The organism is Actinoplanes sp. NPDC051513 (assembly GCF_044454685.1).
Taxonomy (GTDB): Bacteria; Actinomycetota; Actinomycetes; order Mycobacteriales; family Micromonosporaceae; genus Actinoplanes.
Map to the genome: position 1 here is coordinate 444,727 of NZ_JBITDW010000007.1, position 14,716 is coordinate 459,442.

At 71.0% G+C, this 14,716-nt stretch carries 14 protein-coding genes and 1 pseudogene; 9 read left to right on the forward strand and 6 right to left on the reverse strand.

What is annotated here, in order from left to right:
- The first annotated feature begins 119 nt into the window (after positions 1–119).
- Together fbaA and ACIA5D_RS25080 are read left to right on the forward strand one after the other, a co-directional pair.
- Positions 120–1,145, forward strand: a complete 1,026-nt coding sequence (gene fbaA, locus ACIA5D_RS25075) for a class II fructose-bisphosphate aldolase (RefSeq protein WP_396032579.1) — start codon at positions 120–122, stop codon at positions 1,143–1,145.
- Between the two features lie 113 nt (positions 1,146–1,258).
- Positions 1,259–1,780, forward strand: coding sequence for a hypothetical protein (locus tag ACIA5D_RS25080; protein WP_396032580.1), 522 nt, complete (start codon positions 1,259–1,261; stop codon positions 1,778–1,780).
- Here ACIA5D_RS25080 and ACIA5D_RS25085 read toward each other — a convergent pair.
- A complete protein-coding gene (locus tag ACIA5D_RS25085) occupies positions 1,777–2,976 on the reverse strand; it encodes an LOG family protein (RefSeq protein ID WP_396032581.1) in 1,200 nt (399 codons plus the stop codon). The genes ACIA5D_RS25080 and ACIA5D_RS25085 overlap by 4 nt on opposite strands.
- 74 nt (positions 2,977–3,050) lie before the next feature.
- Here ACIA5D_RS25085 and ACIA5D_RS25090 point away from each other — a divergent pair, with 74 nt between their 5' ends.
- Positions 3,051–3,473 (forward strand): DUF3151 domain-containing protein, encoded by a 423-nt coding sequence (locus ACIA5D_RS25090; protein ID WP_396032582.1) that lies wholly within the window; start codon positions 3,051–3,053, stop codon positions 3,471–3,473.
- 29 nt (positions 3,474–3,502) lie between these two features.
- On the opposite strand, the gene ACIA5D_RS25095 is transcribed toward ACIA5D_RS25090, so the two are convergent.
- Positions 3,503–4,912 carry a MinD/ParA family protein gene (locus ACIA5D_RS25095; protein WP_396032583.1) on the reverse strand — a complete coding sequence of 470 codons (1,410 nt, stop codon included), beginning with the start codon at positions 4,910–4,912 and terminating at the stop codon, positions 3,503–3,505.
- Between the two features lie 220 nt (positions 4,913–5,132).
- On the opposite strand from ACIA5D_RS25095, the gene ACIA5D_RS25100 reads away from it, so the two are divergent.
- A complete protein-coding gene (locus ACIA5D_RS25100) occupies positions 5,133–5,477 on the forward strand; it encodes a hypothetical protein (RefSeq protein ID WP_396032584.1) in 345 nt (114 codons plus the stop codon).
- 261 nt (positions 5,478–5,738) lie between these two features.
- On the opposite strand, the gene ACIA5D_RS25105 is transcribed toward ACIA5D_RS25100, so the two are convergent.
- Positions 5,739–6,704, reverse strand: coding sequence for a hypothetical protein (locus ACIA5D_RS25105; RefSeq protein ID WP_396032585.1), 966 nt, complete (start codon positions 6,702–6,704; stop codon positions 5,739–5,741).
- Positions 6,704–7,996 carry an adenylosuccinate synthase gene (locus tag ACIA5D_RS25110; RefSeq protein WP_396032586.1) on the reverse strand — a complete coding sequence of 431 codons (1,293 nt, stop codon included), beginning with the start codon at positions 7,994–7,996 and terminating at the stop codon, positions 6,704–6,706. The genes ACIA5D_RS25105 and ACIA5D_RS25110 overlap by 1 nt, the downstream gene beginning before the upstream one ends.
- Before the next feature lie 111 nt (positions 7,997–8,107).
- Here ACIA5D_RS25110 and purD point away from each other — a divergent pair, with 111 nt between their 5' ends.
- Positions 8,108–9,349: a phosphoribosylamine--glycine ligase gene (gene purD / locus ACIA5D_RS25115; RefSeq protein ID WP_396032587.1), complete on the forward strand. Its 1,242-nt coding sequence runs from the start codon at positions 8,108–8,110 to the stop codon at positions 9,347–9,349.
- On the opposite strand, the gene ACIA5D_RS25120 is transcribed toward purD, so the two are convergent.
- Positions 9,339–9,482 (reverse strand): hypothetical protein, encoded by a 144-nt coding sequence (locus ACIA5D_RS25120; protein WP_396032588.1) that lies wholly within the window; start codon positions 9,480–9,482, stop codon positions 9,339–9,341. The genes purD and ACIA5D_RS25120 overlap by 11 nt on opposite strands.
- A 427-nt stretch (positions 9,483–9,909) precedes the next feature.
- On the opposite strand from ACIA5D_RS25120, the pseudogene ACIA5D_RS25125 reads away from it, so the two are divergent.
- Positions 9,910–10,614: pseudogene (locus ACIA5D_RS25125) on the forward strand (sensor histidine kinase); the annotation flags it as partial.
- A gap of 152 nt (positions 10,615–10,766) precedes the next feature.
- On the opposite strand, the gene ACIA5D_RS25130 reads toward ACIA5D_RS25125, so the two are convergent.
- On the reverse strand, positions 10,767–11,219 hold the full coding sequence (locus tag ACIA5D_RS25130) for an SCP2 sterol-binding domain-containing protein (RefSeq protein WP_396032589.1): 453 nt from the start codon (positions 11,217–11,219) through the stop codon (positions 10,767–10,769).
- Positions 11,220–11,350: 131 nt separating this feature from the next.
- Here ACIA5D_RS25130 and ACIA5D_RS25135 point away from each other — a divergent pair, with 131 nt between their 5' ends.
- From ACIA5D_RS25135 to purB, 3 genes are read left to right on the forward strand one after another with little or no spacing between them, the layout of a single operon-like run.
- Positions 11,351–11,926, forward strand: coding sequence for an ArsR/SmtB family transcription factor (locus ACIA5D_RS25135; RefSeq protein WP_396032590.1), 576 nt, complete (start codon positions 11,351–11,353; stop codon positions 11,924–11,926).
- Entirely contained in the window at positions 11,923–13,281 is a 1,359-nt protein-coding gene (locus ACIA5D_RS25140) for an MFS transporter (RefSeq protein ID WP_396032591.1), read from the forward strand. The genes ACIA5D_RS25135 and ACIA5D_RS25140 overlap by 4 nt, the downstream gene beginning before the upstream one ends.
- A complete protein-coding gene (purB, locus tag ACIA5D_RS25145) occupies positions 13,278–14,699 on the forward strand; it encodes an adenylosuccinate lyase (protein ID WP_396032592.1) in 1,422 nt (473 codons plus the stop codon). The genes ACIA5D_RS25140 and purB overlap by 4 nt, the downstream gene beginning before the upstream one ends.
- The last annotated feature ends 17 nt before the right edge of the window (positions 14,700–14,716 follow it).

A 14,716-nucleotide genomic window follows, 5' to 3' on the forward strand; every position in this document is an offset into this window, starting at 1 on the left:
AACCGGCCAAGTTTCGGGGCGGTTTCCCCTCGTCCGAGCGACTGCGGAATACTGCCCAGTGGAGGACAGCGCGGTCCTGCCCTCTGTCTCACACACGAAATTGAGCTAGGAGCGCACCGATGCCTATCGCTTCTCCCGAGGTCTATGCCGAGATGCTCGACCGCGCCAAGGCCGGCGCGTTCGCCTACCCGGCGATCAACGTGACGTCCTCGCAGACCCTCAACGCGGCCCTGCAGGGCTTCACCGAGGCCGGCAGCGACGGCATCATCCAGATCAGCACGGGCGGCGCCGAGTACGCCTCCGGCCCCACGGTGAAGAACATGGTCACCGGCGCGGTCGCGCTCGCCGAGTTCGCGTACGAGGTGGCCAAGCACTACCCGATCAACGTCGCGCTGCACACCGACCACTGCCCCAAGGACAAGCTGGACAAGTACGTCCGGCCGCTGCTCGCGATCTCCAAGGAGCGGGTCGCCAACGGCAAGGCGCCGCTGTTCCAGTCGCACATGTGGGACGGCTCGGCCGTGCCGGTCGACGAGAACCTGCAGATCGCCGCCGAGCTGCTCAAGGACGCCGCGGCCGCGCACATCATCCTCGAGATCGAGGTCGGCGTGGTCGGCGGCGAGGAAGATGGCGTCTCTGCCGCGATCGACGACAAGCTGTACTCGACCATCGAAGATGGCCTGGCCACCGCCGCCGCGCTCGGCCTGGGCGAGAAGGGCCGGTACATGACCGCCCTCACCTTCGGCAACGTGCACGGCGTCTACAAGCCGGGCAACGTCAAGCTGCGTCCCGAGATCCTCAAGGAGATCCAGGATGCGGTCGGCGCCAAGTACGGCAAGGAGAAGCCGTTCGACCTGGTCTTCCACGGCGGTTCCGGCTCGCTGCTGTCCGAGATCCACGGCGCCCTGGACTACGGCGTGGTCAAGATGAACATCGACACCGACACGCAGTACGCGTTCACCCGTCCGGTGGCCGACCACATGTTCAAGAACTACGACGGCGTTCTGAAGATCGACGGCGAGGTCGGCAACAAGAAGGCGTACGACCCGCGCGCGTGGGGCAAGCTCGCCGAGAACGGCCTGGCCAAGCGGGTCGTCGAGGCCTGCGAGAACCTCCGCTCGACCGGTACCACTCTCTCGAAGTAATCGCTTCCTTCGCTCAGCGAACGGCCGGTCCCCGTTAGAAGGGATCGGCCGCTTTCGTCTTGGCAGGTTACTCACAGGTATGTGTACGATCGTCCCCCCAACCCCGGAGGATCATGATCGTGCTCGGCATCGAGGGCTATGAGCCCGCGTGGCACCACGACGCGGAAGCCCTCGCGGCCGTTCACCGCACGAGGTTTGTGCGGCTCATCGGGCGGAAGCTGCGGTCGGGCTGGCTCATGTGGGACATGGCCGAGCGCGGCTGGTTCGCCGACGGGCCGGTGATCCTCGATTTCGGCATTACGCACGTTGAGGTGACGCACCGTAAGTTCGACGAGTGCGCGATCACCTGGGACCAGATCGATCTGAACCAGCCGGTCGACTGGTACGAGCATTTCGACTGGCGGCCCGACCCGCACGCGGCGCTGCGGCACGCGCGCGGGAAGATCCTCAAGGCCGTCAACGTGATCGAGCTGGTCACGATGGCGGAGTGGCGGCCGCGGATCCTGCACGCGATCGAGTTCCTCTTCGAGGGCGCGCGGCTCGCCATCTACAACGCGATGGACGAGAACGGCCTCACCGACGTCCCCGAGACCGACCTGCCCGCCACGAACTGGCGCCGCGTGCACATCGCCTAACGGGAGAGGGCGGCCATCGCGACGTCCAACGAATCCGTGACGACGACCAAATGGGACTGGTCGCCGTGCGGGGACTTGGCCAGCAGCGGGCGTAGCAGGGCCTCGACCGGAAGCTCCCGCCAATGGTCGACGCCGAGGAAGACGAACGCCCCCGACGGGCCGTCGGTCTGGTAGAAGGTCTTGGTCGCCGCCTGGAAGATCTCCTGGACGGTGCCGGCCCAGCCCGGAGCGAAGACGATGCCGCCCCGCGAGAGGCGCAGGATCGAGTCCTCGCGCACGGCGTTCGAGAAGTACTTGCCGATCTGGCCCGCGAACAGGTTGGCCGGCTCGTGCCCGTACAGCCAGGTGGGCAGCGCCAGGCCGCCGTGCCGCAGTTTGCCGACCACGTCGGACACCGCGGTCAGCGGGGCCGGATAGGCCGCCCGCACCGCGAGCGCCGCGGCCGTGTAGGGATCGTGGTCGGCGAAATGCGGCGCCGCCGACAGCTGGTCGATCGCGGCCGCGAGCTGGGTGGCGGGGCGGGTCGCGAAGTACGCGCCGAGGTTGGCCGCCTCCATCACCCCGGGGCCGCCGCCGGTGACGATCAGGCGGCCCACCGAGGCGAGCCGCCAGGCCAGCGTCGCCGCCATCCGGTACGCCGCCGAGCCGCGGGGCGCCGCGTGGCCGCCCATGATCCCGACCGCGGCCTTGGCCTGGTGGTTGGCCGACCAGGCGGCGAGGGCCTTGCCGAGCGCGTTGTCGATGCCGGCGTCGTGCAGCCGCTGGGCCAGCGCCTCCCGGATGTCGGGGCCGGCGCCGCCGTGCTCGATGAAGTGCTGGTAGACCATCGTGTCGTACATCCCGGCGAAGCCCTCCTGGGCGAAGCCGAACGACAGGTCCTCGGGCGTGTAGAGGGTGGCCGGGTGCGTCGGGTAGGGCCGCGCGTCGAACGGCGGCACCAGGTGCGCGCCCCGGCGGATCAGGTCGATCTCGACATCGGGGCCGGGCAGCCGGCAGCCGACGAACAGCGCGCCCTTCACGTCGACCCCGGCGAAGTCGGGCGGGTCCAGGTCGAGCCGCAGCCCGAGGATCACCAGCCCGGCCAGCGATCGCTTGGCCAGGTGCGATTCGAACTCGGGGCGGGACTCGACCTCGAGCGGGCTGGCGTCGAACGGGATGTCTCCGCCGAGAACGGGGTGCAGTGGATCTCCGGGCACACACGTAGGGTAGCCACCGTGCGAAACGTCGCCCCACTGGGAATTCATCCCCATGCGGCCGGTTGAATGAAGTCATGCAGAATCTGCTTCCCGAGCCGCCGGCCACGCTCCTGCCCGCCGACGCCGAGGCCGAAAACGCGCTGGCCAAGGCCGCCGAGACCGGCACCTCCGAGGCCTACAAGGCGGTTGCTGCCGCCCACCCGGCATTCAGCGGCGGCTGGGCCGCTCTTGCCGCCGACTCGCTCGCGGCCGGCGAGCCCGTCACCGCCTACGCCTACGCCCGCACCGGATACCACCGCGGCCTGGACGCCCTGCGCCGCAACGGGTGGAAGGGACACGGGCCGGTGCCCTGGTCGCACGCGCCCAACCAGGGCTTCCTGCGCTGCCTGCACAGCCTGTCGCAGGCCGCCGCCGAGATTGGCGAGGCCGACGAGGCGGCCCGCTGCGCCCAGTTCCTCCGCGACAGCGACCCGGCCGCGGCCGACGCGCTGACCTGAGCCCTTATTTCTCCGGGTCGCCGCCGCGGTCAGAGGCCTTCGGCCACCGCGGCGGCGATCTTCAACCAGGCGTCCTTGGTGTTGGCCGACAGCTGGCCGTAGCGGATCGGCTCGCCGGAGTCGATCAGCTTCTCGTACGGCGACATCAGCACCGCCCGGGTCCGCGCCGCGAAGTGCCGCTGGATCGCGGGAAGGTCGATGTCCTTGCGGGTCGGCGGTAGCGAGACGACCGTGACGGCCTGGCGCACCAGCCGCTGCCGGCCGCTCTGCTCGAGATGGTCGAGCATCCGGGCCGCGGTCTCGGCCGAGTCGTTCCGCGCCGACATGCTGATCACCAGCTGGTCGGTGGCATCGGTCGCCGCCTGCCAGTTCTGCGCCCGCACGTTGTTGCCGGTGTCCACGAAGATCAGCTTGTAGAACCGGCTGACGATCTCGCGGATCTCGCCGAACGCCTGCGCCGTCAGCATCTCGCCCGCCGTCGCCGACTCGTCCGAGGCGAGCACGTCGAACATGCCCTCGCCCTGGGCCCGGACGTACTGGGAGAGGTCGCCGACCCGCCCCTGCGAGCCGCGGAACACCGGCAGGTCGCGCATCATGTCGCGAACCGTGCGGGCGTGGAAGTCCTGCTGGGCGCGCATGCCCAGCGTGCCCTGGGTTTCGTTGTTGTCCCAGGCCAGCACGTAGCCGCCGCGCTTCTGGCCGAACGTCATCGCCAGCAGCAGGACGGCCACCGTCTTGCCGGCGCCGCCCTTGGGGTTGACCACCGTGACCTGGCGCAGGCCGCCGAAGTTGCGGCGGACCATCTCGACGTCCTGCTTGTATTCCTGCTCGCGCTTGCCCGGGGCGAGCCGGACCAGGCCCATCGCGGTCTTGTTGAGCATCGCGCGGGCGCCCATGGTGGCGGTCGGCTCGGCCGGCTTGGCCAGACGGCGGCGCGCGAACTCCTCGGCGGTGGGGGTGCCGTCGGAGACCCACGGGAGGTCGGCGAACGGGTCGGCCGAGGGCTGGCCGGGGATGGGCGGCTGCGGCGGGGCAGGCTGGGCGGGAGCGTGGGCGTGCGGCGGTGGAGGCTGGGCGGGGGCGTGGGCCTGCGGCGGGACCATCGCCGGCGGGTACGGGCCGGGCGGGCTCGCCGGGTTGGGCTGCGCCGGGTTGTGCTGCGCCGGGTTGTGCTGTGGCGGGTATTGCTGTGCTGGGTATTGCTGTGCTGGGTTTTGCTGCGCCCAGCCGGGCGGTGGGTATTGCTGCGCCGGGTTCTGTTGCGCTGGGTTTTGTTGCTGCGGGGCGGCCTGGGCCGGAGGCGCCTGGTCAGCACCCTGGGTGGGGGCGGCCGGGCGGTAGATCGCGCCATTGGACGGGTCGGACGACGGTGCCTGCGGGGCCGGAGCGTGCGGGCCCGGCGCGTGCGACACCGGGGGCATCTGCTCGGGGCGGACCACGCCGGGCACCGAGGCCGAGGCCGTGGCGCGGGCTGGTGAAGTCTCGCCCGTCGGTGCCTCGGCGGTGGGTCGCTGCGGCGGCTGTGACCAGGGCGAATCGGGGCTGCCGTGCAGGCCGGAGCCCGAGGTCGGCGCCGCGGAGCCTGAGGTCGGTGCCGCGGAGCCTGAGGCAGGCCTGGCTGAGCCTGAGGCTGGCGCGGCGGAGCCTGAGGTCGGGGCGGTGGGGCCCGAGGCTGGCCTGGCTGAGCCTGAGGTCGGCGTGGCGGAGCCCGAGGTCGGCGTGGCGGCGGGCCCGGCGGAGACCGGCGCGGTGGCACGGGGCGCCGACCGTGCGGGCGGCGCGGCGCCGGCCTGCTGCTCGAGGTTGGGCCATGGCCCGCCGGTCGTCTGCGGTGCGGGCGGCTGCTGCTGCGGCGGCGGGGTCGACATCGGCGGGGTTGACATCGGTGGGCGCGGCGCCGGGATCTGGGTGGCCGACGGGTGGGTGGCCGACGGGTGGGTGGCCGGCGGCGGGACCGGGATCGCGGGCGGGGGCGGCACGGGCACCGGGCGGTCGGGGCGGTAGACGCCCTGCGGGCCGGTCACTCCCTGGGGGCCGGTCACTCCCTGGGGGCCGGGCAGCGGAACGGGGGGCGGCGCCTGATGCGGCACCGGCCGGCCGTGCACAGGTGCCTCCACCTCCTCTTCCCAGAACGGCTCCACGTCCCGGTCGGGTGGCGTGGGGTTCGTCCCTGGGACGTAGACGCGGTCGGCGTGCTCGTCCGTCACGGAAGCGTCCTCCCCGAAATTGTCGTACTTCAGTACTACTTCAGACTCTCACGGCCGGTCAGCCCCCGTACACCGCCCAGGCCCCGGCCTCGGTCCACCAGGAGCGCTTGCGGGTCGTCGAGCCTCCGACGCCGTCGTCGAGAAACTGCAGCTCACCGTCGCGCGGAAGGACCGAGACCGCCCGTCCGCGGGCCCGGCGCACCTCGACCTGGACCTTGGCGCCGCGGAACCGCTGCTTGACGATCTTAGGGATCGCGACCGCCACCTCGACCCGACCGTCCGTGGGGTCGCCGTCGGCCAGCAGGCGGAAGCCGCCGAACTCCGCGTAGCCGGCGCCGTTACCGATCGCGCACGCCAGGATCGGGTCTTCGCCGTCGGAGAGGACCATGTCGTCGACCTCGACTCTGCCGCGCCACGGCACCGCACGACCGTCGTCGTCGGCGCCGCCCAGCAGCGCGCCGTCCACGGTCACCGAGCCGCCGTCGTTGCGCAGCAGGTCGAGGCGGCGCACCTTGCCGGAGAGGACCGCCTCGGCCACGCCGGCCGGGGTGCGCGGAAGGTCGAGCTGGCCGGCGAGGTCGGTGGTGTTTGTCACGTCCAACGGCAGGACGGCGACCGCGGGGAGATCCGGCACCGTGCGATCGGACCGGAGATCGGCTGGGCGTTTGCTGGGCGCCGGCGCGTACCGCCGGACAAGCCGTCGCAAGACGGCGCGCAGCTGGCCGTCGACCGCCGTCGCCACCACCAGCCGGGCCTTGCTGTCGCCATCGGGCCAGGTCAGGCCGTCGGGGCGGGGACCGCCGTCGAAGCGCGACAGAACCGCGTCGATCTCCTCGTCGGAGGTGGCGGTGACAGTCTCGACGCGGGCGCCCTTTTCCTTCAGCAGCTCGGCGAGCTGGAGGACCGGCACCCGCGGGGCGGCGCACGCCTCTTTCTCGGCCGTGCCGCAGCCGCCGCAGCCCCCGCCGCAGGCGTCCGCCGGGCCCGCGCCCTCGGCCAGGCTCAGGATGACGACGTCGTACATCAGGCGTCGCCCAGCACCGAGTGACGCTCGATGACCGCCTCGCGGCCGGGGCCGACGCCGACGATCGAGATGCGCGCGCCGAGCCGCTGCTCGACGAACTCGACGAAGCGCTGCGCGTCCTTGGGGAGATCGTCGAAGCTGCGGCAGCCGGAGATGTCCTGCTTCCAGCCGGGGAGCGTCTCGTAGATCGGGAGCGCGTGGTGGAAGTCGGTCTGGTTGACCGGCATCTCGTCGTGGCGCACGCCGTTCACGTCGTAGGCCACGCAGACCGGAATCTCGTCGAGATCGTCGTAATTGTCCAACTTGGTCAGCGCGAAGTCGGTGACGCCGTTGATCCGTTGCGCGTAGCGGCCGATCACCAGGTCGAGCCAGCCGATGCGGCGCGGGCGGCCGGTCGTCGTGCCGTACTCGTGGCCGACCTCGCGCAGGTAGTCGCCGAACTTGTCGTGCAGCTCGGTCGGGAACGGGCCCTCGCCGACGCGGCTCGTGAACGCCTTGAGTACCGCGACCACCCGGTCGATGCGGGTCGGCGGGATGCCCGAGCCGGTGCAGGCCCCGCCGGAGGTCGCGTTCGAACTGGTGACGAACGGGTACGTGCCGTGGTCCACATCGAGCAGCGTGGCCTGGCCCGCCTCGCAGAGCACGACCTTGCCGGCGTCAAGAGCCTCGGACAGCTCGAGCGCGGTGTCGCCGACATAGGGGCGCAGGCGATCGACGTACGAGAGAAGCTCGCGCACGACCTCTTCGGGCTTGACCGCCTGGCGGTTGTAGATCTTCGACAGCACCTGGTTCTTGAAGCTCAGGGCGGCCTCGACCTTTTGCCGCAGGATCGACTCGTCGAAGAGGTCCTGGATGCGCACGCCCATCCGGTTCATCTTGTCTGCGTACGTGGGGCCGATGCCGCGACCGGTGGTGCCGATGCGGCGCGCGCCCAGATAGCGCTCGCTGACCTTGTCGAGCGAGCGGTTGTACGACGGGATGACGTGCGCGTTCGCGCTGATCCGCAGGCGCGACGTGTCGATGCCGCGGGCCTCGAGACCGTCGATCTCCTGGAACAGCACCGCGAGGTCGACCACCACGCCGTTGCCGATCACCGGGGTCACGCCCGGGGTGAGGATGCCGCTGGGGAGGAGGTGCAGCGCATACTTCTCGCCGTTGATCACCACGGTGTGGCCGGCATTGTTGCCGCCGTTGAACTTGACGACGTAGTCGAGCCGGTCGCCCAGCAGATCGGTCGCCTTGCCCTTGCCCTCGTCGCCCCACTGGGCGCCGACCAACACGATTACCGGCACTTCTTCTCCTGTGCACGCCGCGTACTCGGCGGAGCCCGGGTACTGCCGAAGTTTACGCGACCGACCTGCGGTGCGACGTGCGGAAGGAGGCCGCCGGTAGGATCGGCGGTCGTGCGCGTACTTGTGATCGGGTCCGGCGGGCGGGAACACGCCCTCGCCGTGGGCCTCGCCGCCGACCCGTCCGTCGACTTTCTCGCCGCCGCCCCCGGCAATCCGGGCATCGCCCAGGTCGCCTCCCTGTTCGAGGTGACCCCGACCGATCCGGCCTCGGTGGCCGCGCTCGCGGTCGAGCTCGCGGCCGATCTCGTGGTGGTCGGTCCCGAGGCGCCGCTGGTGGCGGGCGTGGCCGACGCGGTGCGGGCCAAGGGGATCGCCTGCTTCGGGCCCAGCGCCGCGGCCGCGCAGCTGGAGGGGTCGAAGGCCTTCGCGAAGGACGTCATGGCGGCGGCGGGTGTGCCGACCGCTGCCTCGTACGCGTGCAGCTCGCCGGAATCCGTTGACCAGGCATTGGCCGCACTCGGCTCGCCTTATGTGGTGAAGAACGATGGACTCGCGGCCGGTAAGGGTGTGGTCGTCACCTCCTCGCTCGACGAGGCACGGCGGCACGCCGCAGACTGCGGAAAAGTCGTGATCGAACAGTATTTGTCGGGCCCGGAGGTGTCGCTCTTCGTGGTCACCGACGGCGTTGCGGCGGTGCCGCTCATGCCGGCGCAGGACTTCAAGCGGCTGGGCGACGGCGATGCGGGGCCGAACACCGGCGGCATGGGTGCGTACGCGCCGCTGTCGTGGACGCCCGCCGACCTGGTGCCGCGGGTGATGCGGGAGACGGTCGAGCCGACGCTGGCCGAGATGCGTTCTCGCGGTATTCCGTTCGCCGGGCTGCTCTACGTCGGACTCGCGCTCACCCCCGACGGCCCCAAGGTCATCGAGTTCAACGCGCGCTTCGGCGACCCCGAGACACAGGTGGTGCTGGCGCTGCTCGCGACGCCGCTGGCGGGCTTGTTGCAGGCGGCGGCGACCGGCAGGCTCGCCGATCATCCGCCGCTGCGCTGGCACGACGGCTCGGCCGTGACGGTCGTGGTGGCCAGCCAGAACTACCCCGGCACCCCGCGCACCGGCGACGTCATCACCGGCGCCGAGACCCCCGGCGTGATCCACGCCGGCACGGCCCGCCGCGACGACGGCGCCCTGATCTCGGCCGGCGGGCGCGTGCTGAGCGCGACGGCGGTCGGCGAGGACCTGGCCGCGGCCCGGGACGCGGCATACGCCCTGGTGGACGGCATCGGCCTGGACGGCGCGCAGTACCGCACGGACATCGCGCTGGGCGCCGTCGAGGGCCGGATCACGCTCTGACCAACTCGCTCTCCCTCGTTTGCAGGAGGGCGATGGAGAGCCAGAAGACCGCCGCCGAGCCGATCGCCAAGCCGGCGAGATACACCGGCTCGGGGACCGACGTGCGCAGGGCGGCGGCGGTCAGGCCGAGCATGTAGACCGCCAGGGGTGGGGCCTCCGTGTTCTACTCGGCCGTCCTGGTCACCGGCGTCTACTACGCGCTCGCCGGCCTGTCACCGGCGTGGTCGGCCGTCGCCCTGGCCGGCTTCGTGACCTCGCTCGTCGCGCTGCTCGCGGTCGAGCAAGTGGCGCGCCGGCACGCGGCCGATCGGCGGTGGGCGATCGGGTTGCTGATCGCGCGGATGGTGCTCCTCGAGATCGTCACCGCCACCGACGAGGCCGGCTTCGGCCGGGTGCTCTACGTGCTCGTCCCCTTCTTCGCGTATTTCTCGCTCGGCCGGCAGTGGAGCATCGGGCTGGCCGGGGCCTATCTGACGGCCGGGGTGGTGCGGGCATCGTTCACACCCTCCTGGTGGTCCGACCCGGAGATCGTGTCCGACTTGCTGATGTTCTTCATCGGGATGGTGCTGTCGGTGGTGACCGCGGCGATCGCCGATCAGCAGCAGCGCAGCCGGTTGCGGGCCGAGCGGCTGGTGGGCGAGCTGAGCGCGTCGCAGCAGCGGCTCGCCGACTATGCCGGGCGGGTGGCCGAGCTCAGCGTGGTCACCGAGCGCAACCGGCTGGCCCGCGACATCCACGACAGCGTCGGCCACCACCTCACGGTGATCAGCGTGCAGCTGGCGAAGGCCGAGGCCTTCCGGGAGCGCGATCCGGTGGTGGCCGACCGCGCCGTCGGCGACGCACGCCGGGCGGCGGGTCGCGCTCTTCAGGAGGTACGGGAGTCCGTCGGCGCCCTGCGATCGACTTCGTTCCTGTTGTCCGCCGCGCTCGCCGCGCTTGCGGAGGGGCTCGACGACGCCGGCTTCCGGATCTCGCTGGAGCTCAGCGGCAACGAGGCCGGGCATGGGCCGGACGGGCTGGAGGCGCTGTATCGCGTGGCGCAGGAGGCGCTGACCAACGCGCGCCGGCACGCCGACGCGGGCGTGGTACGGGTGACGCTGCGGTTCGGGGAGGCCGTGACCCTCGAGGTGGCGGACAACGGGCGAGGCTTCGCGGCCGGTGAGATGGGCACCGGCAGCGGGGTGCCGGGCATGCGGGAGAGAATGGCCGCGCTCGGCGGGACGCTGCTGATCGAATCGGCGCCCGGCCTCGGAACCCGGGTCACGGCGAGCGTCCCGGGCGCTGGGGGTCAGAGCGATGGGGGTCAGAGCGCTGGGGATCGGGGCGCTGGGGATCGGGGCGCTGGGGATCGGGGCGCTGGGGATCGGGGCGGGCCGGCCCTCGGGGGCCGGCCCGCGGAAGCCTCGGTCGAGCAGCGTCAGGCCTTGGGGATGTCGAAGAGCTTGGCCACGTTGGCGGCCAGGCCGAGGTCGCCCTTTGCCTTGATCTTGCCGGTCATGAACAGCATCATCGGGTTGCCGTCGCCCGAGACGACCTTGAGGAAGGTGACCGCGTCCATGGTCATCGCGAGCTTCGGGTCGCGGGCCGGCTCGTTCGTGACCGTGCAGGCGCCGTTCTCGATGACGGTCTCGTAGGTGTCGCTGCCGCCGTCGGGGGCGCCGGTGATGATCCAGTGGATGACGGCCGAGGTGTTGCCGGCCTTCTCGGCGCGGAAGAGCGTCGGCATGCGGTTGAAGACCTCGTCGAGGATCTTTCCGCGCGCGTCGCCGGACATGACCTCGGTGATCTTCGAATCCGGCGTCGCCTTGACGAGCTGAGCGAACTCCTTCGGGCCGATCGAGGAGAGCGACTCGGCGTTGAAATCAGTCATCGGTGGACCTTTCGGTATCTACGCTGTACCTACTCGTCAGTAACCTTAGCGACAATGCCGCTTCTTCGTGCAGTGTGCCACTCCCAAATAAGTGTTGGACAGTCGGCACGCGGGTGTTTAGACTCCCCAACATGTCTTTGGGAGATGACCGGGTGGATCGCGGCGCGGAAGAGAAGGCCGCGCTGCGTGCGATGGCCCATCCCGTACGGCTGCGGATGATGTCCCTGCTCACCGCGGCGCCGATGACCGCGGCCGAGGTCGCCCGCGAGCTCGGTCTCACCCACGCCAACGCCAGCTACCACCTGCGCAACCTGCTTGCCGGCGGGCTGATCGTGATCGACGGTGAGGAAAAGATTCGCGGTGGCGTTGCCAAGCGTTATCGCTACGACGTCGGCCACGACAAGCAGCAGCAGGCGCGGCGCGGGCCGCCGACCGATGAGCAGCTCCGGCTCGAGTTCTCGGCCTTCGCCCACGAGCTGATCAGGCGTACGCGGGAGGCGCACTTCCCGCCGGGGCCCAAGCTCCTCGCCGATGCCGAGCTGTGGGTCGACCCCGATAAATGGCAGGAAATCCGGGAGCGGGTCGGGAAGGCTCTCGTCGAGTTGCACGAGGCGGCCCGGCCGCCGCGAACGCCCGGAACCATCCACACCAGCACCACGGCAGCGATGTTCGAGATGGGCCAATTGGGAATGGGAGGGCGGGAATGAACGTCTCGGCGCCGCTGCGGCTGCGGCCGTTCCGCCTTCTGCTGGCCGGCCGCACGATCAACGCGCTCGGCAACGCGTTCGCCCCGATCGCGCTCGCCTTCGCGGTCCTCGACCTCACCGGCTCGGCCACCGACCTGGGCTTCGTGGTCGGCGCGCGCACCGTGGTCAACGTCGCGTTCCTGCTCTTCGGCGGGGTGCTCGCCGACCGTCTGCCCAAGAACCTGCTGATGGTCGGCTCGAGCGTGGCCGCCGGGCTCACCCAGGCCGTGGTCGCCGCCCTGGTGCTCACCCATTCGGCGACGATCCCGCTGCTCATCGTTCTCGCCGCGATCAACGGCATGGTGGCGGCGCTGGCCCTGCCGGCGAGCGCGTCGATCCTGCCGCAGGTGGTGCCGGAGGAGATCCGGCAGCAGGCGAACGCGATCAGCCGGGTCTCCCTGAACGCGGCCGCGATTCTCGGGGCGCCGATCGCCGGTGTCGTGGTGGCGGCGGTCGGGCCCGGGTGGGGAATCGTGGTCGACGCGGTCACGTTCGTCGTCTCGGCGTTCTGTTTCGCCGCGCTCGGCGTGCCGAAAGCGGCGACTGTTCCGACGCCGACGCCGACGCCGACGCCGACGCCGACGCCGACGCCGACACCGGCCCCGGACTCGGTCCTGGCCGCGGAGGAGGCTGCTCTCGGCGTACCGGAAAATGGGGTTGACGGTAAAAGGCCGAACATCGTCACCGATCTGCGCATCGGGTGGTCGGAATTCCGGGCGCGGCGGTGGCTCTGGACGGTGGTGGCCGGCTTCTGCGTGATGAACATGGCGTGGGGCGGCGGCCTGTTCGTGCTCGGGCCGGTCGTCGCGGACGACACCTTCGGCCGGCGGGCCTGGGGATTCGTGCTGGCCGCGCAGACCGCCGGCATGATCGTCGGAGGACTGATCGCGATGCGGTTGCGGCTGCGCCGATTGTTGTTCTTCGGCGTGGCGTGCTGCTTCCCGCTGGCGATTCCGGTCTTTCTGCTCGGCGCCTATCCGCACGTGTGGGCGCTGATGCTGACCGCGCTTTTCGCCGGGCTGACGCTGGAGCAGTTCGGCGTGGCCTGGGAGACGACGATGCAGGAGCACGTGCCGCCGGACAAGCTGGCCCGGGTCTACTCGTACGACATGGTCGGGTCGTTCGTGGCGATCCCCATCGGCGAGATGACAGTCGGTCCGATCTCGCAGGTGGCCGGCCGCGAGGCGACGCTGGTCGGCGCGGGCCTGCTCATGATCGCCTCAGTCGTGTTCATGCTGAGCAGCCGTGACGTGCGCACCTTGCCGCACAAGCTGCCCGAGCCGGTCGCCAGGCCCGTGGAAGAATCGGTCGCGTGACGATCCCGAACGTGCTGGCCGCCCGCTACGCCTCCGCCGAGCTCACCGCCCTCTGGTCCCCGGAGGAGAAGATCCGGATGGAGCGCCGGCTGTGGCTGGCCGTGCTGCGCGCCCAGCGCGATCTCGGCGTCTCGGTGCCGGACGGCGCGGTCGAGGCGTACGAAGCGGTGCTCGACAACGTCGACCTCGCGTCGATCGCGGCCCGCGAGCGGGTCACCCGCCACGACGTGAAGGCGCGGATCGAGGAGTTCAGCGCTCTCGCCGGCTTCGAGCAGATCCACAAGGGCATGACCTCGCGCGACCTGACCGAGAACGTCGAGCAGCTGCAGATCCGGGCGTCGCTCGAGCTGATCCGCGAGCGCGTGGTCAGCACACTGGCCCGGCTCACCGAGCGCGCGGTGGAGTATTCCGACCTCGTGATCACCGGCCGGTCGCACAACGTGGCGGCGCAGGCCACCACGCTCGGCAAGCGCTTCGCCTCGGCGGCGGAAGAGCTTCTGATCGCGTACGAGCGGCTGGACGACCTGATCGGGCGGTACCCGCTGCGCGGCATCAAGGGGCCGGTGGGCACCGCGGCCGACCAGCTCGACCTGCTCGACGGCGACTTCGACGCGCTCGGCACGCTCGAGCGGCGGGTTGCCGGGCACCTCGGGTTCAACCGGGTGCTCAGCAGCGTCGGCCAGGTCTACCCGCGCTCGCTCGACTTCGACGTGGTCGCGGCGCTCGTGCAGGTCACCGCCGGACCGTCCTCGCTGGCCACCACGATCCGGCTGATGGTCGGGCAGGAACTGGTCACCGAGGGGTTCAAGCCGGGCCAGGTGGGCTCGTCGGCGATGCCGCACAAGATGAACACGCGCTCGTCGGAGCGGGTCAACGGGCTCGCCGTAATCGTCCGGGGTTACCTGTCGATGGTCGGCGAGCTGGGCGGTGACCAGTGGAACGAGGGCGACGTCTCCTGCTCGGTGGTGCGCCGGGTGGCGCTGCCCGATGCGTTCTTCGCGACCGACGGGCTGTTCCAGACGTTCCTGACCGTGCTCGACGAGTTCGGCGCCTACCCCGCGGTGATCGCCCGGGAGCTCGACCGCTTCCTGCCGTTCCTGGCCACTACCAAGATCCTGGTGGCGGCGGTGCGCAAGGGCGTCGGCCGCGAGACGGCGCACGAGGTGATCAAGGAGCATGCGGTGGGCGTGGCGCTCGCGATGCGCGAGAAGGGCGCGGCGGTCAACGACCTCTTCGACCGGCTGGCGGGCGACGAGCGGCTGCGGCTCTCGCGGCCCGAGGTCGACACGCTCGTCGCCGATCGCGCCGCGTTCGTGGGCGCGGCGCCCTCGCAGGTGCGCGCGGTGGCCGACCGGGTGGCGGCGATCGTGGCGGGCCACCCCGACGCGGCCCATTACTCGCCGGCGCCCATTCTCTAGACATGCCGCCGGGGCGC

Bases quoted from the DNA above. Each gene is read 5' to 3' on its own strand.
- ACIA5D_RS25135 (WP_396032590.1), top strand. From the start codon at position 11,351: ATGTCTTTGGGAGATGACCGGGTGGATCGCGGCGCGGAAGAGAAGGCC.
- ACIA5D_RS25080 (WP_396032580.1), top strand. From the start codon at position 1,259: ATGATCGTGCTCGGCATCGAGGGCTATGAGCCCGCGTGGCACCACGAC.
- ACIA5D_RS25105 (WP_396032585.1), bottom strand. From the start codon at position 6,704: ATGTACGACGTCGTCATCCTGAGCCTGGCCGAGGGCGCGGGCCCGGCG.
- fbaA (WP_396032579.1), top strand. From the start codon at position 120: ATGCCTATCGCTTCTCCCGAGGTCTATGCCGAGATGCTCGACCGCGCC.
- ACIA5D_RS25090 (WP_396032582.1), top strand. From the start codon at position 3,051: ATGCAGAATCTGCTTCCCGAGCCGCCGGCCACGCTCCTGCCCGCCGAC.
- ACIA5D_RS25120 (WP_396032588.1), bottom strand. From the start codon at position 9,482: ATGCTCGGCCTGACCGCCGCCGCCCTGCGCACGTCGGTCCCCGAGCCG.
- ACIA5D_RS25140 (WP_396032591.1), top strand. From the start codon at position 11,923: ATGAACGTCTCGGCGCCGCTGCGGCTGCGGCCGTTCCGCCTTCTGCTG.
- ACIA5D_RS25130 (WP_396032589.1), bottom strand. From the start codon at position 11,219: ATGACTGATTTCAACGCCGAGTCGCTCTCCTCGATCGGCCCGAAGGAG.